We start from the raw sequence: 22,832 nt of genomic DNA on the forward strand, positions 1-22,832 counted from the left end.
ACGACGAGCCGCCTACAAGGTCCTGGCCAGTCGCGGCCAGGAGCGCCTGGGGAAACCGTGGCGGAGACGGTACCAGATGCGAACAACACCGCGGGCGCCTCGCCAGGCTAGCAACACGCTGCCTCCCGCGATCAATCGCACAGACGCCGGCAAACGCGTCCAGTAGCCATGCGCCTTCAACGCGCCCCGCATGAAGCGACTCTCGGGCAGGCGGACGGTTTGATATTGCTCCTTGAACTGGCGGGCTTCGCTTTCCGCGGTTGCCGCGGCGCAAATCGCCAGGAACCTGCCACGGTCGTGCAAGCTGCCGGCGGCACCACCGCGCATCATGTCATGGACGAGCATCGGGCGCGTTCTGGTATCGGCCTCGCATCGCGCGATCATCGATTCAGCCCGGCGGCGATAGTAGAAATAGACGCCGGTGGTCACGAGGCAACGCACGTCCGCCTGAGAAAGCCTGAGATAGAGATCCCAGTCCTCATAGGCGCGCAACTCCTCCCTATAAGGAAAGCGCTGCAGCAGCGTCTTCCTGAAGACGGCTGTCGCGGTCGAGAACCGGTTTTCGGTAAGGCCCGCGATGACCGCCTCGCCGGTGAAGATCGCGTAGTCGATAAAATTTGACGGCTCCCCCGGCAGCGGAATTTCATCGGCTTCCCTGAAATATCCCGCCTGGGGGACGACGAAGTCATGCTCGGGATTCCGCTCCAGAGCATCGACCGCGAGCGACAGAAAGCCGGGGTGCAGAAGATCGTCCGCATCAAGCGTCAGGATGTAATCTCCCGCCGCGTGGGCGACACCGACGTTGCGCGCGTTGGCCAAACCGCGATTACACTCCAGCGCGACGACCTTCAGCCGCGGATCCTCCTTCCGCCGCAGCTGCCCGATCATGAAACGGCTGTGCTCGTCGGTCGACGCGTCGTCGACAACGACGATCTCGAGGTTATCGTAGCTAAGATCGAGAACGCTGCGGATGGTTTCCGCCAAATAGGCGCCGAGATTGAAGTGAGGGATGACGACGGAGACGAGAGGCTCGCGGGTCGCGGCGTCTCGGGCAGTGACAGGAGACGGGTTCTCCCAGGGCCAGGGGTCCGTGGGCGGCTGCAAGGGCCGCAGGTGGAGGGACGGCGAGAGAATACGCTCCAGCGCGTTGGTGAGGCCCAGGGCCGTGCCGTCGAACTTCACGCAGTTCTCGCCGTCGATCCAGGGCGTATCAGGCCCGAAAGCCGGATTCGCTCCATTCAGCACCACGCGCGCGCCGAGAAGCGACGCCTCGTAAGCCGCGAGGCAGAAGGACTCGATATCGCTTGGCACGACGACCGTGCTTGCCGCGATCATTGCCTGACGTTGGCGGTCTCCCGGATTTGCGGCGGCATCGAAGCGAGGCCTGAGGTCTGATGGGATCAACGAGTCGATATAGCGGCGGTAATCCGGCTCGAAGGCGTGGGCGTTGAAGGCGGCCGAGCCGGTGTAGCCGGAATCGCGGCGCATGAAGCCTGCGACGCCCCGCACGAAGAGGTCCGGCCGCTTGACGGGTTGCACCTTGGACGTGAAGCGGATCGATTGGTTGGAAGCGGGCGGTATCGTCTCGCGCGCCGGCTCACGCCCGTCGAGCAGCACCGGCGGCGTGTGAATGACAAGACGCCGCTCCCAGTCCACCGCATCAAGCGCAAAGATCTCGCGCGTCATATCCGCGAAGGGTCGCAGCTGGCCAACCACGACATCGCAATCGCGCAGGCATTTGCGCTCGATATCCGCGAGATTGAGATCGCTGCGGGAGATCGCCCGCGCTTCAGCCTGTAGCAGGCCCCTGTGGGCGTTATGCAGGCGAACCGCGATGACGGCATCGTCCAGGAAGCGCCGCAACCGTTGCTCCTGGATGGTGGCGAAGCCAAGTCCACCCCAGTCCGGGAACTCGACATAGTCGAACGCGTGACGCGTGGCAGCCTCGGCCAGCGCCTGTTGCACAGCGACCGACCGCCAGTGATGCGGGCTATGTCCGTAGACCGTCTGAGGCGCCACATGCGCGCCGAGCGTCCGGGCCTGGCTGCCCGGCTCGTGCCGCGCCGTATCCACGCGCACCAGCCCAACGCCGGGAAAGAGCTCGGCAAAGCCATCCGTCGCACCATCGGCATCAACCAGGATGACGAGGGAGCGGTTGCGATCCTCGTCGCTCATGCTGAGAAGCATGTTGTGCAAAACCCGGCCTATCCCCCCCGGGGTGAACGGCGCAAGCTCGAAAGTCACGAATGCCAAGATACCCATCGCCTCAGAGCTCCAGGAATTCACGGTAACGGTCGATGGCGATGGCGTCGCTTTGTGCCTGGTAGTCACGCGTGAGTTGTTCACGCTCCGCCGGGGGAACGTCGAGCACGCGCTCTATGGCGGCTTTGACCTGTGTCGCCCCCGAGACGTCATCGACCTGGGTGAGACCGACATAGGGATGGTTTTCCAGCGCATCGAGGAAGAGCGGCCCGCGGATGCAGGGCCGGCCAACGCTCTGGGCCTCGAGATTGACGACCGGGTGACAATCGATCAGCGAGGCATTCAGACACATCTGCGACGCCGCCATGCGACGGAATGTGTCTTCCCGGCCGCAGAAGGTCAGATGCCGCAGCTTCGCGTCGAGAGGCGGTGGCAAAGCGAGATCCTCCGCATAAACCCAGATCTCATCGACCGCCGGCGATAAGGCCGCGCCGAGAATGTTCGTGGAAACGTTCTTGATCCAGCCGGCCCAGCCGGGAGCAAAGACCGTCGCGGGACGCGGATCACCGCGCAGATGGTCTGGAGCATCATGGCGCGGGGACAGATTGAAAAGCATTGGCCTGAACAGTCCGCGGACGGGAAAGTCGAACCCCGGCCGCATGAAATGCGCCTTGCGCAGGCAACCCTTTCGCAGGAGGTCGATAATGCCAAAAGCGTAATGACGCTCGCGGCTATTGATCCACTGGGTTGTCCCGCCGTGGTGCACGAGGAACATCCGATCAGCGAGCCCGTGACTCGCGAGGCTTTCCACGATGGCGGTCGTGTTGTCCGAGAATCCGTGGAAAACGATGCGCTGTAGCCCGGCCGCGAGGATAGCGTGCACGGTCTCCCGGAGAGCGCGCCCTTTCGCCGGGTCTGCCGACACAGCGAGCTTCCGACCCGGCAGCGCACCGGCAGCAGCCCGTATGCCGAACCACTCCTTGTGAAAGACGTGGAGAACGTGGTGGAAGCCAGGAATGTCATGGGCATAGCGGGTGTCAGACCGGGCGTTCCAGAGACTGAAAGGTGACGCACTATCCGTGACCAGCGCGCCCTGCTGGTTCGGCTGCGCATCCGCTTCGCGGGGCCTCTTCCGTCCGAGGGTAGCGCCCAGCGTCGCATCCAGCCGCTGGCGCGTGGCGCGCGCCTCCCTCATCTCGCCGATGAGGCGCTCGAGATGGGCATTGCGCTCGGAGAGATCATGAACGCGGGCCTGGGCCGCGCTATCGAAGCTTCCTGACGGATCGGGCAGCCCGTTCAGCAGGCTTCTGAGCTGATCCAAGGTGTTGGGAAGCGCCAGTACGTGAAGTTGGTCGAGATCAACTGGTCTTTCGCGCGGCTCGGAGGCTTTGCGATAGGTGAGACGCCCCTGCCTGCCCTCATCAGGTGGAGCAAGTATATAGACTCCATGCTGGTCGGTGACACCTTCGGTGACCGAGACATCCCACAATGCAGCGGCATAGTCCGCGAAGGCATGAACCCAGCAGCCCGCATGCCAGTTGTTCTGAAAGAGCGTGGCGGCCACGAGACGGTTCTCGATGAGGACGAGACGTCCCTCCCGTTCCAGCCGCGCCGCCATCTGGCTGATCAGCTCGCGTGCCTGGTCCTCGCTGTTGTGGATCAGGACCGAGATTGTAAAAATGATGTCAAAGCATTCGCCGGGAAAAGCAGCCTCGACTGTGTCCGCCACGCGAACGCGGTCTCGAATCACATCCGCCAGCGCCGGTGGCGGCGTGGCGAGCAGATCTGCGACCATGGCCGATGAAAAATCATAGCCGTGGTAGGCAATGCCCTCCAGGGTGCTTATGGGGCCCGCGAGTCGGCCAAACCCGCAACCGAAGTCGAGCACGCGAAGCGGCCTGTCGAGATTTCGCCGGCATCGCTCCTGCTCAAGATATGACAGGAGCCAATCTTCCTGTCGCCTATAAGCGCTATTGCCAGTCTCTATCCTGTAGGCCTGCTGCCGCTGATAATCGCGCCCAGCCTTTTCTTTCCAATATTTTCTATTGGCGATGTTCATGTCATCTATCACAATTATTTTTATGAAAAAAAGGAAAATAATTCTTTGATCAAATATTTATACACTATGAACGACATGCTCGCGACATGGCAAGATGTTTTTCAATATTCGTTCCTCACCCTGGAGAGAGCCGGGTGCCGCGCGGCAGGCCACGGGGTGGTTTGACCACAGCGCTCGCGTATGGCTCTTTGTTCGCATCCAACCTATGCAGGAACGCTGATGAACTGGCAGGGAGATCGTGAATGGTTGTGATGGCTCGAGACCGGCATCCTCTCAGGCCGGCCCTTCGGAGCGGTGCAATCGCTTTGGCAGTCGGCCTTGCCCTGGCGGGCTGCTCCTCCTCTTCCGGGACATCGGGTGGCGGCACTTCGGTCGGCAATTTTCTCCTCTATGGTGGTGCGACAGTCCCACCGGAGGCGGCCGTGCCAGAGTATGAAGTCGTCTGCCCCAAAGTCGACATCACCGAGGGCGGATCGGCTATCCGGGTCGGCGGCGAGAACGCGCGCTATCAGATCTCCATCACCGATGTCGCCCGTGAATGCACCATGACCGGCGATGGCGGCTATCAGCTGAAAGTCGGCGTCGAAGCGCTCGCGCTCCTCGGCTCTGGCGGCAATGTCGGCCGCGTCACCGCCCCAGTGCATTTCACGGTCAAGCGCGGCAATACCGTCCTTGCCAATCGCACGCGCACGACAGGCGTTGCTTTCGCCCCCGGCGAATCACAAGCCGCCTTTACGGTCGTCGAGGATGGTATCGCTGTTCCGCCCGGCGAAGGCGAGGTTACCATCATGGTTGGCCTTGGCAGTGCCCCGGCACAGGCTCGCGTGGGTCGCCGCTGAAGCAGCGCCAGAACCAGGGCGGGCTTTTTCGCCACCGGATCGCGGAGCTGCAAAGAATCAGTGTTCCTCCGCGCTTCGGGGAAGCACGATACGAAAGCGGAAACGCTCTCGGCAATCGCCGATTGACAGATCGGGCCGAGGCCTTATGACGGTCTCTGTCGTTCATCCCTGCGGAAGAGCCCGGACCTCAACTATGGTTCGGCGCCGAAGGCGCAACCACCCCGGAAACGCTCAGGCACAAGGGACCGCGCGGGATTTGACACTCTGGAAAGCGGGCCGCCCTCGTGGGCTGCCCCACCGACGGGGGTAATCGCTTGATGGCGCATGGCGCCGTCCAGGCGGGAAATCTCTCAGGTCCACAGACAGAGGGGGTGCGCATGGATCCGGTTTCCGTTGGGACCGGATGCCCTTTTGGGCAATTATAACCATGAGCGTCCCTTTGTTGTGGAAGGATCTGGAATGGCGGGCCAGTCGAACGACGATATCCCCTTGCGTACTCCGCTCTATGAGCGGCACGTTGCCCTTGGCGCCCGCATGGCGCCCTTTGCCGGCTATGAAATGCCGATCCAATACGGCAAGGGCATCCTGCACGAGCACCTTCATACCCGGGCGGCGGCTGGGTTGTTCGATGTCTCGCATATGGGCCAGGCGCTTCTCGTGGGGCCGGACCACGCGACGACCGCGGCGGCGCTTGAGGCCCTCGTTCCCGCGGACATCGCGGCGCTGGGGCTTGGTCGCCAGCGCTATACGCAGCTCCTCAACGAGCAGGGCGGTATTCTTGACGATCTCATGGTCTCGCGCGGGCCGGACCCGGCCGACGATGGCAAGCTTGTGCTCGTCGTCAACGCGGGCTGCAAGGAGTCCGATTACGTCCACCTCGATATGAACCTGTCGGACAGCGTGAAGCTCCAGCGCAACGACGACCGCGCGCTGCTGGCTCTCCAGGGGCCTCAGGCGGCCGCCGTCCTCACACGCTATGATGAAGCCGCCTCGGCGATGGGCTTCATGACCGTCGCATCCCTGACCATCGGCGGCATACCAGCGTTTGTTTCGCGCTCCGGCTATACCGGCGAGGATGGGTACGAGATCTCGGTCGCCAACAATGACGCGGTGGCGCTCTGGGATCTGCTCATGAGCCAACCCGAGGTTGAGCCCGTGGGTCTCGGCGCGCGGGATTCGTTGCGGCTGGAGGCCGGCCTCTGCCTCTACGGGCACGACATCAACCAGGAGACCTCGCCTGTCGAGGCCGGGCTGACCTGGTCTATCCAGAAGCGCCGCCGCAGCGATGGCGGCTTCCCCGGCTATCGGCGCATCGCGGGCGAGCTGGCGGAAGGGCCGCTGCGCCAACGCGTCGGCATCCTGCCCCAGGGCCGTGCGCCGGCGCGGGAGGGCACCCAGATCCTGGACGCCAGGGGCGAACTCATCGGCGAGGTCACCTCGGGCGGCTTCGGACCGACAGCGGAAGGCCCCATCGCCATGGGCTATGTTGTCCGCGACTTCGCCGCTGTGGGAACGGATATCCAGTTGTCCGTGCGCGGCAAGCTTCTTCCTGCCAGCATCGTTCCTCTTCCCTTTGTCGCTCATCGCTACAAACGCTGATCAACAGAAGACTTTCCGGAGACAGATATGACGACGCGTTATTCCAAGGACCATGAATATGTCCGCCTCGAGGGCGACACGGCGACGGTCGGCATCACCGACTACGCCCAGGAGCAGCTCGGCGATGTGGTTTTCATTGAACTGCCCGAAGTCGGCAAGGTCTTCGCCAAGGGTGACGATGCCGCGGTGGTGGAGAGCGTGAAGGCGGCGAGCGAAGTCTATGCGCCGCTCGCGGGTGAGGTGGTCTCCATCAATTCGGAGCTCGAAGAAGCCCCCGGGACCATCAACGAGGATCCTGCCGGCAAGGGATGGTTCTTCAAGATGAAGCTCGCCGATCCGACCGAGTTCGAAACTCTGATGAGCGAGAGCGATTACGAGGACTTCCTGAAGTCGATCAGCTGATCGCCCGGCAATTCATTGCCAGTGAGGTCATCTGTGATGACAGACAAACCCCGGCTTACGCCGGGGTTTTTTGTCAGGGCTGCATCCAAGCGCGGCAATTGCCAACCTGGCCATCTGCATCGTGACGCGCATCGCCCGACCTGCAAATGATGTCGGCCCATGAAAAAAGCCCAGCTCCGTTGGGCGGAGCCGGGCTTTCTGTTCAAGCCGGAGCGAGGCGCTCAGGCGCTATCAGTTGAGCTTCGAACGGAGGTCCGCAAGGCTCGATGCGAAGATCGACGCGCCCTTCTCACCCCGGACCGCATCCTTCAAGACCGTCTCGGATGCCTTCAGGGCAGCATCGATGGCAGCCGCCCGCACTTCGGCGGTGGCCTGGGCCTCAGCCTGGGCGATCTTCGCCTCAGCGGATGCCGTGCGGCGCGCCACGAAATCGCTCATGCGCTGGCTGGCCTCGGCGGCGACGCGCTCAGCTTCTACCTTGGCATTCGCAACGATATCGGCAGCTTCCTTTTCCGCCGCAGCCCGCTTCGCCTGGTATTCCTTAAGAAGAGCCTCGGCTTCCGCACGGAAGCGTGTAGCCTCGGCCAGCTCATCGGAAATGCGCTTGGCGCGCGCGTCCAGCCCGGCGACGATCGCACGACCGCCGCCCAGATAGATCGCCAGAACGAGAAAGAGAATGAACGCGACGGCAGCCCAGAAAGTAGCGTCCATGACCTTATCCCTTCATCGCTGTCTTGACGGCCGCGGAGACCTGCTCCTGAGGAGGCTTGTCCCCTAGCACGCGCTGAAGGATCGCGTCGGCCGCGTCCGTGGCGATGCCCTCGACATGGGTCAGCGCCGCCGACTTGGTCTCGGAAATCACCTTCTCGGCCGCAGCAAGCTTCTCGGCCAGGGCGGCGTCGAGCTCGCGGCGCCTGGCATCCGTCTCGGCCTGCAGACGCTGGTGCGTCTCGGCTGCGATCGCCTGCGAACGGGACTTCGCATCGGACAGTGCCGCCTCATAGGCGAGGCCAGCCGCTTCGGCTTCCTTCTTGGCGGCGATCGCCTCGTGAAGGTCGCCCTGAATCTTGTCGTGCCGCTGCGCAATAGTTCCGCCGATGCGCGGCAGAGCCACTTTCGCGAGGAACCAGTAAAGCAGAGCGAATGTCACCGCCAACCAGAACAGCTGGGACGCAAACGTCTCGGCTTGGAACGGCGGGAATGCGCCGCCGCCATGGGCTTCGGCTCCAGTCGTGACCGGTTCGGCCATTCGTCAACTCCGCATCGCGCGATGACCCCCGGAAACAAGTTCCGAAGGTCTGGTCGCCATCACTCGAATATCGCTTCGCCTCAGACGGCGAAGAGCAGCAGCAGCGCGACGAGAAGCGAGAAGATGCCAAGAGCTTCCGTCAGCGCGAAGCCGAGGAGCAGGGTCGGGCGCTGGCCATCGGCCGCAGACGGGTTGCGCAGCGCGCCGGCGAAGAACTGACCGAAGAGATTGCCGAGGCCAATGGCGGCGCCGGCCATACCGAGACACGCGAGACCCGCGCCGATGTACTTTGCTGCAACAGGATCCATCTTTAGTGCTCCTTGGGAGATGGCGGAAAAACCGGCCGGCGTATCAGTGGCCGGGATGCAGGGCGTCGTGCAGATAAATGCTTGTCAGCACGGCGAAGACATAGGCCTGCAGGACCGCGACGAGCACCTCAAGCGCAGTCAATGCGACAGTGAAGATGAGCGGCAGAGGCGACAGAATGGCGAGGAAGCCCTGGGCCAGCAGGATCGTGACGAAGCCCGCGAAGATCTTGAGGGCGATGTGTCCCGCCAGCATGTTGGCGAAAAGACGAACGGCAAGGCTGATCGGGCGGGACAGGAAGGAGACGACCTCGACCGCGACGAGCAGCGGCAGGAGCCAGCCGGGCACGCCCGACGGCACGAAGAGCTTGAGGAAGCCCATGCCATGCTTGGCGAAGCCATAGACGATCACCACACCGATGACGAGGAGCGACAGCGCGCCCGTGACGACGATCTGGCTGGTCACGGTGAAGGAGTACGGCAGCAAGCCCAGCACGTTCGCCATCAGAATGAAACTGAAGAGTGAGAACACGAAAGGCAGGAAGACCATGCCGTCCTTGCCGGCGGACTGTCGAACCGTATTGGCTACGAACTCGTAGGTCAGCTCGCCAAGATTCTGGAGCCGGCCCGGCACCATCGAGCGCTGGCTCGACGTGAGCAGCAGGAAGACGATGACGATCGCCACCGACGCAACCATGAAGGCCGCAGAATTGGTGAAGTGAATCGGCGACTCACTGATGTGGAAAAGCGGACCCGAAAGGGGCTTAATCTGGAACTGTTCGGTGGGACTGGCCATTGGCCGCTCGGCTCCCGCTTCCATGTCCGCGCCGGATAACCGACGCGCTCCGCCTAACCAAAGACCAGGATCGCTACTTCTTCGATCCCGACCCCACGAACCCGGCCGCGCGCATAACGTTCATCACGCCCGCCGCGAAACCGAGCAATAGAAGGATCATTAGTCCCCACGGCTTGGTGCCGAAGAACTGATCCACGCCCCACCCAAGGGCCGCCCCGACGATGACGCCGGACGCGAACTCCCCGGCAAGCCGCATGGCGCTTCCGATCGACGAGGCGTCAGCCTTGCCACCGGCACCACCCTCCCCCGAAGAGGATTGGCTTGCCTTCTCCGCCACAGCGAGCCTGTCACCAAGATCATGGAGCCGCTTGGCGAGCTCCTGATCCCTGGATCCTGCCGGGCCGTTCGTCCCGGATGGCGGCGGCTTATCACCTGCCATGGCAGATCCCTAGGAATGACGGCGCACAATGGCGCAGCTAGATGAGATCCATGTAGACAAACGTCAAGCCGGCACTCTTGTTAAGGGTGTCGGCGCGAAGTTCAAGGCTCCATGAACGCGGCGCACAATAGTGAGCGACCGGGAGAGTGTCAAGAATGCGGCGAAAAACGATAAGCCGTTGATACCATTGCGACAATTTCAACTTTTGCGAGACCCGGGAGAAATACTTTCCTCCCTCACCAACATTAGCTCGCCTCAAGGATGCGTTCAGCGACCTCAAGATCCACCGAGACCAGTTGGGAAACGCCGCGCTCGGCCATCGTCACGCCGAACAGCCGGTCCATCTGCGCCATGGTGATGGGATTGTGCGTGATGACGATGAAGCGTGTTTCCGTCTGCCGGGCCATGTCCCGCAAGAGCTGGCAATAGCGCTCGACATTGGCGTCATCGAGCGGCGCGTCCACCTCGTCCAGAACGCAGACAGGCGACGGGTTTGTGAGGAACACGGCGAAGATGAGGGCGGTCGCGGTCAGGGCCTGCTCGCCACCGGACAGGAGCGTCATCACCTGGGGCTTCTTGCCGGGCGGGCGCACGAGAATCTCCAGGCCCGCCTCCAGCGGATCGTCCGAATCAATCAGCGTCAGTTCGGCCGTGCCGCCCCCGAAAAGACTTGTGAACAAGCGCTGAAAATGGCCGTTCACAATGTCGAAGGCAGCCAGCAGGCGCTCCCGCCCCTCACGATTGAGGTTGCCTATCGCCTGGCGCAGGCGCCGAATCGCCTCCGTCAGGTCGCTGCGCTCGCCGCTGAGGCCGTCGCGCTTCTCCTCGGCCTCCGCCAATTCCAATTCGGCGCGCAGATTGACGGCGCCCAGCCGCTCACGATCCGCCTTGAGATCGACAAGCCTCGTTTCCACGGACTGCGCCTCCGGCAACCGCGAATCGAGGCCGACACCCGCCTGCTCATGCAAGGTGGCCGGTGAGGCCTCCAGCGTCTCGGCGACATCACGTGTCACCTCCGTGAGCTTGGCGCGAGCCGCCTCCAGGCGTGCCTCCGTTCCGGCGCGCGCCTCGCGGGCGGTCCCCAGTTCATCGAGTGCCGCCTTGGCGAGCCGGTCGGCCTCCACCAGCGCCGTCTCGGCCTCGGCAAGACGATCGGCCTCGGCCTGGCGCTTCTCCTCGGCCTCGGCGATCTCCGAAAGGAGCGCGCGGCGCCGCAACAGGAACGTGTCGGGCATGTCCGCGAGCTGTTCCAGCTCGGTCTCCGTGGCAGCGCGACGTTCGGCGAGTTCCTCGCTTGCCTCCGCGGCGCGCGTCGCACGCGCTGTCCAGGCGTCGATCTCGGCCGCGATCGCGGCGTGGCGTTGGCGGCGCAACTCGGCTTCGCGCTGCTGGCTCTGTGCCCTGGCCCTGATGTCAGCGGTCGCGCCACGCTGGGCGGCGACGATCGCCGCCGCGCTGTCGAGCCGGCCCTTGATCTCGGGCAGGGTATCGAGCGCGTCCAGTCCCGCCTCGATTTCCTCGATGCGGGCCTGCCCCTCCTCCTCCGCGGCACGAAGGCGGGTCCTTGCCTCGACAAGGCCGAGGCGGCGCGCCTCCGCCGCCGCCGCATGACGCTCAGCCGTCGTGAATGCCTCGCGTGCCCTGTCCATCTCGCGACGGGCGGCACGCTCCGCCTCGATCGCGGCCGCTTCCCGGCGGGCTGCCTCGGCGACACCCTCGCGCGCACCGCGCAATCCCTCGACCGCCTCATCCGCGGCGAGGCGCGCCTCGGCAGCCTCCACCTCGAGCTCGGCCAGGCGGTTGCGTTCGGCAAGGCGGCGTGCTGCAGGGGATGGCGCTTCGGCCGCAACGGTGAAGCCATCCCAGCGCCAGAGGTCGCCTTCGCGCGAGACAAGCCGTTGCCCGGGCTTCAGTGAAGGGCGCAGCCGTGCTCCGTCACGGCGCTCCACGACGCCGATCTGGCTCAGGCGACGGGCAAGCGCCGATGGTCCATCGACCCTGTCCGCCAGGGGCACCGCCCCGCCCGGAAGCGCCGGGTCTTCTCCCGCCATGGCGGAGACATCGGCCCAGTGCGAAGGCGCGGCGGAGGCGAGTGGAGCATCGAGATCCTCGCCGAGCGCGGCGGCAAGCGCGGCTTCGTAGCCTTTACTGACCGTGATGGCCTCTATGACACCCTGCCAGGGACCATCCGCCGGCGCCGCAACGAGCTTCGCGAGCGTCCGCGCCTCGGTGTCCAGACGCTGGGCGCGGCGCTCCATCTCAGCGGCGGGGCCGGCGACCTCGGCTTCGCGAGCGCGCGCCGTCTCAATAGTGACGCGTGCCTCCGCGACCCCTTCCTCGGCGAGAGAGGAACGCTCCTCGGCGAAAGCCAAGCCCTCGCGCAACGCCTCCAGGGCGTCCGCTCCACCCGCGCTGTCGTCCAACTCGGCCAGTTGGTCCTCGATCGCCCGTTGCTCATGCACGGCGCGCTCGACACGCGCCCGCTCGTCCCGCAATGACCGCTCGAAGGCCATGTGTTTGGCGCCGGTGTCCGCAAGCTCGGCCTGCAGGACGGCCAGCTCGCGCTCGGCGCCCGCCAGGCGTGCCTCCGCCGTCGCCAGTTCCGCCTTGAGAGCCTTGGCGGCGTCGCCTGTGTCGCCCGAGACAGCGCTGAGTTCGTCCTGTTCACCCCGCAGTTTCAGAAGCGTCATCGCGGCGTCGCTGCCGGAGGCCTGCTCGCGCGCCAGATCACGGTCGATCTCGACCAGCCGGCGCTCCAGCTCGGTCTGTCGCTCGCGCGAGCGCCGCTCCTCGCCGTCGAGATCGTTACGCGCAAGTGTCAAGCGCTGCAGGGCAGCGGCGGCCTCGACTTCCGCCTGTCGCAGCCCGGGAAGCGCGTGAGCGGCGATGGCCTGCGCCTTCGCGGCCTCAGCCTGTGCCTGGGTGCGTTCCGCGACGAGCCGCACCTCGGCGGCCAGCGCCTGCTCGGACTGCGCGACGGCGGAGCGCGCCTCGGTGAAGGCGATGAGCAGGATGAGCGCCTCAAGCTTGCGGATATCGGCGGAGAGCAGACGGTATCGTTGGGCCTGCCGCCCCTGCCGGCGCAACGCGTCGACCTGCGTCTCGATCTCGCGCATCACGTCATCGAGCCGCAACAGATTGTCTTCGGCCGCCTTCAGGCGCAGTTCTGCCTCGTGGCGGCGGGTATGCAGCCCCGCGACGCCGGCCGCATCCTCCAGAATACGGCGACGTGCCTGGGGTTTCGCCGCGATGATCTCGCCGATCTGCCCCTGGCGCACCATGGCATGGGAGCGCGCGCCGGTCGCAGCGTCAGCAAACAGTAGCTGCACATCGCGTGCGCGCACCTCGCGACCGTTGATGCGGTAGGAAGAGCCCGACTCACGCTCGATGCGGCGCGCGATTTCCAGATTGTCGGTGTCGTTGAAGGCGGCGGGTGCTGTCCGCGCGCTGTTATCGACGACGACCATCACCTCCGCGCTGTTGCGCGCCGGCCGGCCATTGGTGCCGGCAAAGATGACGTCATCCATGCCTGAGGCGCGCAACGACTTGTACGAGCTTTCGCCCATCACCCAGCGCAGCGCCTCGACGAGGTTCGACTTGCCGCAGCCGTTTGGGCCAACAACGCCCGTGAGCCCCGGCTCGATCAGGAATTCGGATGGCTCGACAAAGGACTTGAAGCCCGCGATCTTGAGGCGGGTGAGCTTCATGGCGCGACCATAACGAGTGTCTGCCGAACACCATGGGTTCGAGCGGACAACGATCGTGTTCCGGCTACAGCGTGAAAGGAGCCCGTCTTGCGGATTGGCGAACTCCACGACGGGTCATCACGTCCCGTCGAACAATCGGCGCGCCGCTCCAAACAGGTTGGAGCGCGCGCCGTGACATACGCCGCGTGATCCTTACCCACCGACGAGGGGGTTAAGAATCTGCTCCAGACGATCAACCGAAATCGCTCCGTTCTCGGCCTTCCCATTGATGAAGAAGGTGGGCGTGGCATTGACGCCAAGCTTGTTGGCGCCGTTATCCCTGACCCAGTTCACCGCATCATAGGTCTTCTGATCCTTCAAGCAGGCCTCGAAACTTTCCTGTGTGAAACCGGCTTGCTTGGCCAGCTGCAGCAAGGCGTCGAGCGGCTTGTCGGTGAAAGCCCAGTTGCGCTGCTGGTCGAACAGCAGGTCCGTCACGGCATAGTATTTGTCGTTGCCGGCGCAGCGGGCCAGCATGAAGCCCGCTGTCGCCAGCGGATCCAGCGGGAATTCCCGCAGGATGAAGCGCACCTTGCCGGTGTCGATATATTTCGACTTCAGCGTCGGATAGGTCGCCTCATGGAAATTCGCGCAATGCGAGCAGGTCAAGGAGGCATACTCAATGATGGTGACCTTGGCATCGGGCGAGCCAAGCACGACATCGCCGAGCGGCCCCTGCGCATTGAGATCTGTCGGCGACTGCGCCATGGCCGACTGCAGGGAAAGCCCCGGGAGACCCATGACACCTGCGGCGATGGTACCGACGAGGCAAGCAGCGAAAGTGCGACGGCTGAGCGTCATCGCGGTAGTCTCCTTGAATAGGGCGCCGCCCGCGGCGGCACGTTCGAGCTACAGGCAAGCCTGATCGAAAAGCATGCCTGTTCGGCGCACACCATAGATGCGGCAACGCATCTGGCAAGCGACCGTTCAGTCACGGTTACGTGCAATAGCGGCCTAAAGGCGGCGAAAGGTTGACTATCGCGACAGCACGGCTTGGCCGAGTCGCCGCAGGGCCTGCTGCAACCCTTCGTCCGCAACGTCGGCGACGTGGTCTTCGACGGCCCGCGCGGCTGCCGGAGATAGATCCCGCGGCGGCTCGGTAGCAACGGCCCTGCGCTGCAGCGGCCCCTGACGCAGGGAAAGACGCGCGACGCAGCGCCAGCCGAAGTGGCTGTTGACACGCTCGATGACGACGGGCGCCATATGCTGCAGCTCCAGCGCGAAGGCCCCCGTGACCCGCACGACGAGCGTCGCGGGCTCTGCCTCCTCGGCATAGCGCCGACGGGCTCCGCCCGGCCAATCAAGTCGGATAGGCTCAGCGTGGCCCGCCAGCCGGTCTCCGACGATTTCCGGCCAGGCCATGATGATATCCGCAGCCGCGAAGCCCTGTTTGGCGAGCACCGGCGCGATGCAGCCATCCACAAGATCCGCCAGCGGCTTGGCCAGAAGCCGCTGATGCGGACGCGCGAAGGCGCCTGCGACGCCACCGCTCGGCACGAATCGCTGGTTAGGCCGATAAGATCGCGTCATAGCTCAACCCAAAGGCTCATCCCGATGCCTCAACCCGCGACCCCAAAAGAAGACGGTCCCAAAGGGGCCGTTTGTTCGCTGTCGCAAATCCGTGACAGACGGACTTGCTCTAGCCTGGCCGCGAGCAGGCCGCTACAGATCACATCATGGTAGACACCGAAGCCGCCGCCGTGAAGTCCATCCGCAAATCGTCCCCGCGCGGGCGCTCATCGCGCGCCCGCCAGGGACAGGCCGATCTTCTCGCACCGGCGGCCGGCACGGGTTCCGTGGAGGCAGCGGCCCTACTCACGTGGTATGACCGCCACCGCCGCGACCTGCCCTGGCGGGCAAAGCCCGGCGAAACGGCCGATCCCTACCGCGTCTGGCTGTCGGAGATCATGCTGCAGCAGACCACCGTGACGGCGGTGAAGCCCTATTTCGAGCGGTTCCTGCAGCGCTTCCCGACTGTCGGCGACCTCGCGCGCGCGCCGCAGGAAGCCGTGATGCAGGCCTGGGCGGGACTTGGCTACTATTCCCGCGCCCGCAACCTGCATGCCTGCGCGCAGATGGTCGTGGCTCGCCATGGCGCGCGCTTCCCGGCCAATGTCGACCAGTTGCGCGCCCTGCCCGGCATCGGCGCCTATACGGCGGCGGCCGTGGGCGCCATCGCCTTCGATATCCCGGCCGCGGCGGTCGATGGCAACGTCGAGCGCGTGCTGGCGCGCCTCTATGCGGTGGAAGAGCCGCTGCCCAAGGCCAAACCCCTGTTCCAGGTGCTCGCACAGGCCCTTGTTCCTCACAGACGCGCAGGAGATTTCGCGCAGGCCTTCATGGACCTCGGCGCGACGATCTGCACGCCGAAGCGGCCGGCCTGCGTGTTGTGCCCCTGGTCGGCTCCGTGTGTGGCGCGCGCCGCCGGCACGGCGGAGACCTTTCCGCGCAAGGCCGCCAAGAAGGAGGGCACATTGCGCCTCGGCACGAGCTTCGTGGCGGTGCGCGGTGACGGCGCGGTGCTGCTGCGCACCCGTCCGCCGGAAGGCCTGCTCGGCGGCATGGCCGAACTGCCCGGCAGCCCATGGTCTCCTGAAGGCCCGGGCGGCGACATTCTCGCGCATGCGCCGTTGCAGGCGCGCTGGGCCCCGCTGAACGGCGTGGTGCGCCACGTCTTCACGCATTTCCCACTGGAACTGACGGTTCTGCGCGCCGACGTTCCGCAACGCACCCCCGCCCCCCGGGGCACGCGCTGGGTGGCGGCCGCGAAACTCGATACCGAAGCCCTGCCCAGCCTGATGCGCAAGGTACTCGCCAAGGCGCGAATAGAGGTCCGCCCTTCCTGAACGCGGCTTTATCTCACTATTCCGGCTATCGCCTTATCGCCGCGGTAAAATCTGGCGTCGATTATGAAGGGCCTTGGCGCCCGCCGGAGCGGGCCGGATGGACGAAAACCGATGCTGACCGCCGCGAACCGCCGCTCCCTCGTCGATGACGCCATCGACAGCATCCGTGCCCCGATAGAGGCCGGCACCTGGTCGATCGGTTCGCGCATCCCGACGGAGACTGAGCTCGCAAGCCTCCTGAAAGTCAGCCGCAACACGGTGCGCGAGGCCGTGCGAGCCCTCGCCCACAGCGGTATTCTCGAGGTTCGCCAGGGGGACGGCACCTATGTGCGAAGCCGGACGGATACTGCCACCCTGCTGCGAACGCTCGGAGAAACGAGCTTCGATGACCAGCTCGAGCTGTGGCGGATCATCAGCGAGGCCTTGGCGCGACTGGCGGCCGAACGGCGCGATTTCGAGGATGTCAGCCGCATCGCATCCGCCATCGATGAAATCTTCGCCTCCCCGTCAAAAAGCCCTGCCGCGGCGCCGAATTGGCATCGTTTTTACGATTCCATCGCCGATGCGGCCCACAATAAGGCCCTTTGGCTGCTTTATCGGGCCATTTTTTCATCCGTCAGTCTACTTTCTCGGCAGGGCGGAAATCTGTTAGAAGCGGGCTGCGATGCTGGTGCGGCGCGTCCCGCGCAGGATGATTATAGAGCGCTGCTCGACGCCATCGTCAGCCAGTCTCCGCAGGATGCCGCGCGGGCCGCGCGACATCTCGTCGATCATTCCTTTGCGGCCGTGGCCGGGCCTCCGGCGGAGGAACTTACTCCGCCGCCCTGAAAGTTGATGCAATGACGAAAGAGGTGGCGGGATCAACCGCGCCCGGTTTGCCCCAAGGACATGTCTTTCCGCAAGAACACGCCGCGCCGACGCTCGCGGACGAGCTTCTTCCAGAAGCAGAGCTGGTCGAGCCTCCCCAGGCTCCGGTGGCCGCCGCCGGCCTGCCCCGATGGTGGCTTGCAGTCGTCCTGGTGCTGGTTTCCCTCAACCTCAGACCGGCGCTCTCCAGCATCGGTTCGGTACTTGAGGAACTGATGCGCGACACCGGCGCGTCCACAACTTTCGTCAGCGTTCTCACTACCCTGCCCGTGCTCTGCCTCGGCGCATTCGGCCTCACCGCGCCACCGCTGGCGCGTCGCTTCGGCACCGAGAGGGTGGTGTTGGTCATCCTGCTCGTGATGGCCGCCGGACTTGCGCTACGGCTCTTTCCCTCATTCCTGCCGCTTCTCGGCAGTGCGATCATCGCCGGCGCATCGATCGGCATCATCGGCGTGCTGATGCCGGGTCTCGTGAAACGGGACTTCCCCAGACACGCCAGCTTGATGACCGGTGTCTACACGATGGCGCTGTGCGCCGGCGGCGCGCTTGGAGCCGGGGCGACCGTCCCACTCGCCAGAGCCTTCGACAGCTGGCCGGCGGCGCTCGCCTTCTGGGCCGTGCCCGCGGTGCTCGCGGCCATCCTGTGGTGGCCCTCTATACCCAAGCGGCTCGGCAATCAGGCAAAGCCGGTGCAATATGCCGTGACCGGCCTGTGGCGTGATCGCCTGGCGTGGCAGGTCACGCTCTTCACCGGCCTGCAATCGCTGCTCGCCTATATCGTCCTGGGCTGGCTCATCCAGATCCTGCGCGACCGCGGCCTTGATCCCCTGACGGCCGGGCTCACGGTCTCCGGATCGGTGCTCGCGCAGGTGCCGGCGGCGCTCATCGCCCCACTCCTGGCGGCACGACGGCGCGACCAGCGGGGCATGATCATCATCATCATGTCGATGGGTCTCGTCGGCATGCTCGGCTGCCTTTTCGCACCGCTCTCCAGCGTGGCTATCTGGGCCGCACTGCTGGGCATCGGTCAGGGTGGCAATTTCGCGCTCGCGCTCCTCACCATCGTGCTGCGATCACCGGATTCCCACGTTGCGGCACGCCTCTCGAGCATGGCGCAGAGCGTCGGTTACACGCTTGCCGCGACGGGACCCTTCGCGACGGGACTGCTGCACAGCTGGACCGGGTCCTGGGACAGCATCGCCCTGCTCTACCTCGGCGTGACGATCGCGGGCATGCTCTTTGGATTAGGAGCAGGCCGCGCGCGGCATGTGAATGTTAAGGTGACGCCCCTGCCGCAAAAGCCCGACGCGGCCCCTTTGTAAGGCGTCGCGGCCGGCGGTGGGGGAAAGGCCTACCGCGTATCCCGCCCGAGCAACATCTGGGCCTCACGCAGTTGATCCCGCGCGATCGAGAGTTCCGATCGCGCGGCGCGCGCGTCCCTCTCCGCCTTCGCTACCCGCTCTTGCAGGGCATCGCGCTCGGCGTCGAGGGCCTGTCGCTCCCGCTCCTGCATGACATGGAACTCCTGCGAAAGGTCCGGAAAGGTCTGGGCATCGACGAAGATAAGGTTCACGTCGGTCTTCGCCACGAGCACGTAGTTTTGTGACGCCAGATGGTCGATGATCGCCTGGGCATTGCCAGGGAGATGATGCTCGGACGGTTCCGCTTGGACGATATAGGGACGGAAGCGACCGAAATCGGTATCCTTCAGGACCCGCAGGTCCATGCCCTCAATGTCGATCGACACATAAATCGGTGGTTCGTTCGGAAAATGCCGTGCCAGGAGATCGTTGATCCGTACGGCAGGGACATCGATCTCGACCGCCAGGCCTCCTCCGACTCCCGGCCACTGCGTAACGAATGCCTGATCCAGCGAGCTGAGTTCGCTGGCCCGGGCAACCGCCAAACGCACGGTATCTTTATCCGCATCTGTGACCGCCGCATGCACGATCTCATCCTTTGGCCGGCCTGCGCGCAGGTCGTCCAGCAGGGCCGGATTGGCTTCCACGATGACACCGGTCATGCCCAGCTTGCGGCTGAGCAGAAAAGTCGCGCTGGTGGCGATCGGGTGATTGCCCCCAATCTCGCAATAACGCTGCATCGCTGGATCGAGCCCTATCCGCGCGCAGCGCGCCTCTATCAGCGCCGCGACGATCAGATCTTCCGCGCATTGGGCGAAATGCTCTGCAAGATAAGTCGGTAAATCGGGAGACCTCAACCCTACTGCAGCGGTCAGCTCATATGCAAAAACGTTGATACGCCTGCCGTACTCGATCGCCATCGCGCTTTCAGCCCTTAGACCCGACCCCGCATCTTGGCAATTAAACGACGGAAGGGATAGAGCTTTCGCCATGCCCAGCGAGGCCCGCGGAGCATCTGGTTAATCGTATGCAGCGTGGGTTCGTACTGACGGAGCTGATTGCTCAGCTGCTCGCCAAGCTGCTGGTTGAGCCAACGGATTTCATCCTGCTGCTGGTTCATGCGCTTCAGGAGAATATGCATCAATCCGATATGACCCGGACTGTCGCGAAGCAGGGGCCTGATCAGGCTATTCGTATAATATACACCGTAGATATCATGCTTTGTCTGGCCCTTCCCGACAGAATTTCCATACACATTATCTTCTGCAGAGAATGACCTTTGATGATAGTAGCACAAATTTTCGTTGATCGTGCCAATATCCCCCGCCATCATGATACGCAGATTATAGTCCCAGTCCCCCAAGACAGGCAAATGACGGTTGAATTCGCCGATACTATCCACGACGGAACGGCGGATGAGCAGGCAGATCGGGGGAATGGAATTGGTGTAGAGCATTCCCCCGAAATCTATCATTTCCCGCCAATATCCCCATTCCATGCGCGCTTCCTCTACGACCGTATCGCCTTCGATGCGCTCCATGACGACCTGGCATCGCGCCGCGACCGCTGCACAATGAGCATTGCCGGTATTATTGAGGAAGCCCACCGTTCGCATGAGAAAATGGGGATGCCAAGCGTCATCGTCGTCATGTACCGCGACGAAATCCCCCCGCGATGCGTGAAGTGCGGCGTTGGAAGCCGCCTCCATTCCCTTTGATGCCTCGTGATGGATGACCGTCAGACGATCACCGAAAGCGCCCGCATATTGCGCACAGATTTCATTAACAGGACCCGGCGCGCCGCCGTCGTTGACGAGGTAGAGATGCCAGTCCTGGTGGGTCTGGCTGAGCACACTGGCCAGGGCCCGAACCAGAAGAACGGGACGGTCCTTCGTACGCATAAGTATTGCGACGCGACCTCCAGGCCGCACCTCAATATTATCCATACTTGTTGGAAACAACTTGCTCATATGCAGGCCATTCTACCAAAACTGCCGGAGGACGCGTTCGCCAAGATGGGCGAGGTTACTGCGGGCGAATTCATTGACGGTGTGCCGGTCGGCCTCACCGCTGGTTGCACGCCAATGTCGTAACATTCCCAGGCGCCAACCCGTTCTTTGGAAGATCGCCATGCGCTCCTCGGGTGATCCGGGCAGACCGCTCGGAAAAACGGGACTGAATGCGGCGTGGTCGAAGGTTGAGCAATGTCCAAGCGTCGCGAGCATGTCGAGTTCGGCGCGGCTTGGCGACAGGATGACCGCCGCCAGTGCCGCCTTGGCGTTATCCACCGTGAGATCTTCGACGGTCAGGCCGCGATAGCTTCCGTTGTTGAAAAGCTCGGCAATACCTTCGACCACGCCATCCTGAAAATGGCGTGTCATTGACTGATACTGATGTTTTTCACCCGGGCTGTCGGCTAATGCTGGCTTCCAGCGATCACCTTCGCGTTGATAGCCCCTCACCGTTCCGTGGGGCCCCGAATGAAGTTCCTCAAGCAACTCTACGGCCCCATGGACCGCGGATTGTTCATTGAAGCTCTGGAACTCATTGGCGAATGCCGCTTCCATATAGCCAGCCGCAAAACGATTGGCCAACGCGGTCGGCCAGAGCCCATAATAAAACCCGGCAATTTCGAAGTCTTTCCGAACCGATCGCCCGATCTTGCGAAGCGACCGCTGCATCGTACCGTTCCAACCCATATCGATCATGGCTACCTTGCCATCCACGAACAGGCCTTCTTGTTCAAGATAGCCGAGGATAGCCTCGTAGGCCGGCCCGAGAATGCCGTGAATATCGCCCGCATGGCGCTGAAGAATCGAGCGGAAGGTCGCGACGTGCCCGGTTTTCCAGAGCAATGGCGTGTCCGGGGGGCCAATCTCCTGGCTCACCTCGGCGACAAGGCCGGGAATGGTGTCTAATCCTGCTCGTTTCAGCACGGTATCAAGGGTCACGATGCCGTCGCTGCTCGAAAGAAAGTCCGTAAGCTCCTCCGAAAGCCGCTTCGGCGTGCTGTCCAGATAGCCGCAGGCAAGGTTGAGCGGGCGCCGGGCAATATAGAGATAACTGTCCTTCGCCGGGTTGACATAGTCGAGGCCGGCGGCGTGCCAGGCCCGCTGGATGAGCCAGCCGTCCCGCGCGCAGAAATAGACACGATCGATCTTGTGCCGGCGCAACCGCTCGTCGAGCCAACGCACATAGGTCCCGACGATGAGGACGCCGAGCACCTCACCCAGTTGCCGCGCGGTTGCCGCATGGTCAAGCACCTTGCCCCCGTCTCTACGCGCCCCGAGCTCACTAAGCCGCTGGGCTCGCGAGAACGGCAGCAAGGCTGGCGTGAGCGGCGCGCCGACACGACGCTCCGACATGGCGCGGTTATAGAGCAGCGTCGTGACGCCGTAGTCGCGCGGCTTGGTGTAGTCAGCCCACCGATCGTCGCCGATATGCAGGATGCGCCGCTGCGGCGCGCCCACCACGGGCCATACCGCGCCGGTCGATTTCGTAACTTTGGCATGACCCGACACCAGAAGCTCGGACCAGCCCGCAAAGCCGTTCGCGACCAGCCTCTCTGCGACGAAGGCGACCGGGAGATACATGTCGGATACGAACATGAACGGGATTTCGCGGCGGCGCAGCTCCGCGATCAGCTCGAGCGTATCCGGAACTGCAACGAGAACCTCCGCCTCGACGGCCAATTCCAGCAGGCGACCGTCCGCCACGACCTGTGGATTGCCTTTCCAAAGGAGCGCGAAACGCTCGTAGATCTCATCGAAAGTAATATCTTCCGCGCCGTAGCTGCCATGATGAACCCGCGCCGCGCGCTCGGCATCTTCACGCGCGATCGCGAACCCAGCGGCCTCGACATTGAACTGATCAACAAGACGCCGTTCAACTTCCGCAAATACATCAACTGGGCTATCAACCAGCCGGGTCAGAACCGTATCGAATATATCAAATGAAACGATATCGACAGCCTGCGCCATATCAAGCGCAGACTTAATGAACCGAGTGTCACTCTGCCACGTTTGCAGAACGTCCCGCTGAAAAACCATTCCCCCACCTATACCAACTCTGCAAAAAACCTTGTGCGCAAGAAGGTGTCGCAGATCCCCGGACTACCGACAAA

The 22,832-nt window shown here is 63.7% G+C and carries 20 protein-coding genes and 1 riboswitch; of the genes, 7 read left to right on the top strand and 13 right to left on the bottom strand.

The features are described 5' to 3' along the window. Positions 1-12: 12 nt before the first annotated feature. Positions 13-2,262: a glycosyltransferase gene (locus KIO74_RS09705; protein ID WP_213331803.1), complete on the bottom strand. Its 2,250-nt coding sequence runs from the start codon at positions 2,260-2,262 to the stop codon at positions 13-15. A gap of 4 nt (positions 2,263-2,266) precedes the next feature. Beyond that, on the bottom strand, positions 2,267-4,261 hold the full coding sequence (locus tag KIO74_RS09710; RefSeq protein ID WP_249730929.1) for a class I SAM-dependent methyltransferase: 1,995 nt from the start codon (positions 4,259-4,261) through the stop codon (positions 2,267-2,269). A 242-nt stretch (positions 4,262-4,503) separates the two neighbouring features. Between KIO74_RS09710 and KIO74_RS09715 the strand changes: the two genes are divergently transcribed. From KIO74_RS09715 to gcvH, 3 genes are all read left to right on the top strand, one after another. After that, complete coding sequence (locus KIO74_RS09715) at positions 4,504-5,100, top strand: hypothetical protein (RefSeq protein WP_213331805.1); 597 nt, start codon at positions 4,504-4,506, stop codon at positions 5,098-5,100. 161 nt (positions 5,101-5,261) lie between these two features. Next, positions 5,262-5,358, top strand: a riboswitch (glycine riboswitch). A 201-nt stretch (positions 5,359-5,559) separates the two neighbouring features. After that, positions 5,560-6,699 carry a glycine cleavage system aminomethyltransferase GcvT gene (gene gcvT, locus KIO74_RS09720; protein ID WP_213331806.1) on the top strand — a complete coding sequence of 380 codons (1,140 nt, stop codon included), beginning with the start codon at positions 5,560-5,562 and terminating at the stop codon, positions 6,697-6,699. A 27-nt stretch (positions 6,700-6,726) separates the two neighbouring features. Beyond that, positions 6,727-7,101: a glycine cleavage system protein GcvH gene (gcvH, locus tag KIO74_RS09725; protein WP_213331807.1), complete on the top strand. Its 375-nt coding sequence runs from the start codon at positions 6,727-6,729 to the stop codon at positions 7,099-7,101. A 231-nt stretch (positions 7,102-7,332) separates the two neighbouring features. Here gcvH and KIO74_RS09730 read toward each other — a convergent pair whose 3' ends face one another. From KIO74_RS09730 to KIO74_RS09765, 8 genes are all read right to left on the bottom strand, one after another. Beyond that, entirely contained in the window at positions 7,333-7,812 is a 480-nt protein-coding gene (locus KIO74_RS09730) for a F0F1 ATP synthase subunit B family protein (RefSeq protein ID WP_213331808.1), read from the bottom strand. 4 nt (positions 7,813-7,816) lie between these two features. Next, positions 7,817-8,350 (bottom strand): F0F1 ATP synthase subunit B family protein, encoded by a 534-nt coding sequence (locus KIO74_RS09735; RefSeq protein WP_213331809.1) that lies wholly within the window; start codon positions 8,348-8,350, stop codon positions 7,817-7,819. An 80-nt stretch (positions 8,351-8,430) separates the two neighbouring features. Then, on the bottom strand, positions 8,431-8,658 hold the full coding sequence (locus KIO74_RS09740; protein WP_110376230.1) for a F0F1 ATP synthase subunit C: 228 nt from the start codon (positions 8,656-8,658) through the stop codon (positions 8,431-8,433). A 43-nt stretch (positions 8,659-8,701) separates the two neighbouring features. After that, a complete protein-coding gene (locus KIO74_RS09745) occupies positions 8,702-9,451 on the bottom strand; it encodes a F0F1 ATP synthase subunit A (protein ID WP_213331810.1) in 750 nt (249 codons plus the stop codon). A 73-nt stretch (positions 9,452-9,524) separates the two neighbouring features. After that, a complete protein-coding gene (locus KIO74_RS09750) occupies positions 9,525-9,890 on the bottom strand; it encodes an AtpZ/AtpI family protein (protein WP_213331811.1) in 366 nt (121 codons plus the stop codon). Between the two features lie 245 nt (positions 9,891-10,135). After that, positions 10,136-13,597 carry a chromosome segregation protein SMC gene (gene smc / locus KIO74_RS09755; protein WP_213331812.1) on the bottom strand — a complete coding sequence of 1,154 codons (3,462 nt, stop codon included), beginning with the start codon at positions 13,595-13,597 and terminating at the stop codon, positions 10,136-10,138. Between the two features lie 192 nt (positions 13,598-13,789). Next, positions 13,790-14,437 carry a DsbA family protein gene (locus KIO74_RS09760; RefSeq protein WP_213331813.1) on the bottom strand — a complete coding sequence of 216 codons (648 nt, stop codon included), beginning with the start codon at positions 14,435-14,437 and terminating at the stop codon, positions 13,790-13,792. A gap of 174 nt (positions 14,438-14,611) precedes the next feature. After that, a complete protein-coding gene (locus KIO74_RS09765; RefSeq protein WP_213331814.1) occupies positions 14,612-15,166 on the bottom strand; it encodes a DUF721 domain-containing protein in 555 nt (184 codons plus the stop codon). A gap of 146 nt (positions 15,167-15,312) precedes the next feature. Here KIO74_RS09765 and mutY point away from each other — a divergent pair, with 146 nt between their 5' ends. The 3 genes from mutY (at position 15,313) to KIO74_RS09780 (ending at position 18,671) form a co-directional block, all read left to right on the top strand. Further along, positions 15,313-16,482, top strand: coding sequence for an A/G-specific adenine glycosylase (gene mutY, locus KIO74_RS09770; RefSeq protein WP_213331815.1), 1,170 nt, complete (start codon positions 15,313-15,315; stop codon positions 16,480-16,482). A 111-nt stretch (positions 16,483-16,593) separates the two neighbouring features. Continuing rightward, complete coding sequence (locus KIO74_RS09775; RefSeq protein WP_213331816.1) at positions 16,594-17,310, top strand: FadR/GntR family transcriptional regulator; 717 nt, start codon at positions 16,594-16,596, stop codon at positions 17,308-17,310. An 11-nt stretch (positions 17,311-17,321) separates the two neighbouring features. After that, positions 17,322-18,671, top strand: a complete 1,350-nt coding sequence (locus KIO74_RS09780) for a CynX/NimT family MFS transporter (RefSeq protein ID WP_213331817.1) — start codon at positions 17,322-17,324, stop codon at positions 18,669-18,671. Between the two features lie 29 nt (positions 18,672-18,700). On the opposite strand, the gene KIO74_RS09785 is transcribed toward KIO74_RS09780, so the two are convergent. From KIO74_RS09785 to KIO74_RS09795, 3 genes are read right to left on the bottom strand one after another with little or no spacing between them, the layout of a single operon-like run. Beyond that, positions 18,701-19,630: an FkbM family methyltransferase gene (locus tag KIO74_RS09785; RefSeq protein WP_213331818.1), complete on the bottom strand. Its 930-nt coding sequence runs from the start codon at positions 19,628-19,630 to the stop codon at positions 18,701-18,703. 14 nt (positions 19,631-19,644) lie between these two features. Continuing rightward, positions 19,645-20,679 carry a glycosyltransferase family 2 protein gene (locus KIO74_RS09790; RefSeq protein ID WP_213331819.1) on the bottom strand — a complete coding sequence of 345 codons (1,035 nt, stop codon included), beginning with the start codon at positions 20,677-20,679 and terminating at the stop codon, positions 19,645-19,647. Between the two features lie 12 nt (positions 20,680-20,691). After that, entirely contained in the window at positions 20,692-21,972 is a 1,281-nt protein-coding gene (locus KIO74_RS09795) for a hypothetical protein (protein WP_213331820.1), read from the bottom strand. On the opposite strand from KIO74_RS09795, the gene KIO74_RS09800 reads away from it, so the two are divergent. Continuing rightward, complete coding sequence (locus tag KIO74_RS09800; protein ID WP_213331821.1) at positions 21,961-22,665, top strand: hypothetical protein; 705 nt, start codon at positions 21,961-21,963, stop codon at positions 22,663-22,665. The genes KIO74_RS09795 and KIO74_RS09800 overlap by 12 nt on opposite strands. Positions 22,666-22,832 lie beyond the last annotated feature (167 nt).

The organism is Chelatococcus sp. HY11, assembly GCF_018398335.1.
In the GTDB taxonomy this organism is placed as follows: Bacteria; Pseudomonadota; Alphaproteobacteria; order Rhizobiales; family Beijerinckiaceae; genus Chelatococcus.